Source organism: Rhodoferax sp. RT4P68 (assembly GCF_056521305.1).
The window spans coordinates 1-1,276 of the sequence record NZ_JBWMBB010000050.1 but is presented as its reverse complement, the minus strand read 5'-3'; the positions used below and the strand labels follow the sequence as shown (position 1 = coordinate 1,276).

Below are 1,276 nucleotides of genomic sequence, written 5' to 3'. Positions count from 1 at the left end.
GAAGGCAGTCGCATCCGCCCCTGTCAGGTCCGGGTCGCCGAACACCAGGTTCATCGCCGCTGCGCGCTTGCCAGCCACCGAACTCTCACTGACGATGGTCGCATGCGTGCCGTAGGCCGCAATGAAGTTGACCACCGAGGCCTCGTGCTTGAGGTTCTGCGTGAGGTCGATCCAGCTCGTGTAGGGCTTGAGCTGGCTGTCGCCGGTCACCTGATAGAAGTCCCGGCGCGCTGCATTGAGCGACACCACGCCGGTATCGCGGCCGCGCATGATGTTGATGGCCGCCAGATCGAGCGGCAGGCCGAGCAGGTTGTTGCGCAACGCTTCGGTCACGAACTCGTCGATCTCGTTGCCTTGCTGCCGGGTCAGGCCACGCACCAGCGCACCGGCCGCCTCGTCAGCGCCCGGGCCGCTGGCGGCGAACCCGAGCGGGTTCAGGAAGGCGGCGACAAGGCCGAGCTGTTGTTGCGGGTCAGATGAGTTGGGATCGTTGACCACATCGAAGTTGGAATCGAACCGGTCGACCGTCTCGGTCAGCATCGAGTGGCCGAAGCGGTAGACGGTGTGCGCGAACTCGGCCACGATGGACGGGTCGATCTCGGTGTCGTAGACCTGCGTCGCGGCGAAGAAGATGTCGACCTGCGGTTGCACCTTGCGCGCGAACTCCTCGAACACCAGGTGCTGGTACTGCATCTCTGTGCCGAAGCGGGCGGCCTGGAACAGACGCTCGCCGTTCCATGAGCCGTCGGGCAACTGCCAGTTCGCAATGAAGGCCGGGTCGCCCGAGGCCAGGATCACCGCCTTCGTGTGTTCGACCAGGCGGTTGTGCTCGGCGTGGAACACGTGGTGCACGGCGGTCAGCGCGATGTTCTCGTTGACCCGTCCGTCGCCGGCAACGTAGTGCGCGTCGAGCAGCTCGTTGTCGTAGAAGCCCGCCGCCGGAGTGCCCCCGATGGTTGAGTCTGCATCGGCGGTGAGCGGTGCGCCAGTCTGGCTGTTGACCGGGCTCGCGGTGTGCGCGATGTCGTCCAGGAAAGCGTGGCCGGTGCGCATGGCGAAGCTCGCATCGATCGGGCTGGTGGGCGTACCCGAGGCGAGCCCGTTGCCATCCAGATCCAGTGGCCCGCCGAACTGGTCCGGCCTCAGAACGATCTGCGCGTATCCGGTGATGGGGTCGGGGATGAACTTGCCGTAGGCGTCGGTGGCCAGCAGCGGCAGGTTCAGTGCGTCGAGATTGTCCAGCTCGATGCCGAGCAGGTTGCGTGCCTGCGCCTTG

Annotated in this window: 1 protein-coding gene; it reads right to left on the bottom strand. The window is 65.8% G+C overall.

Annotated features, from left to right (window positions below):
• Positions 1 to 1,276: peroxidase family protein (locus tag AC099J_RS31600; protein WP_479619271.1), on the bottom strand; the 1,276-nt coding region annotated here is incomplete at both ends.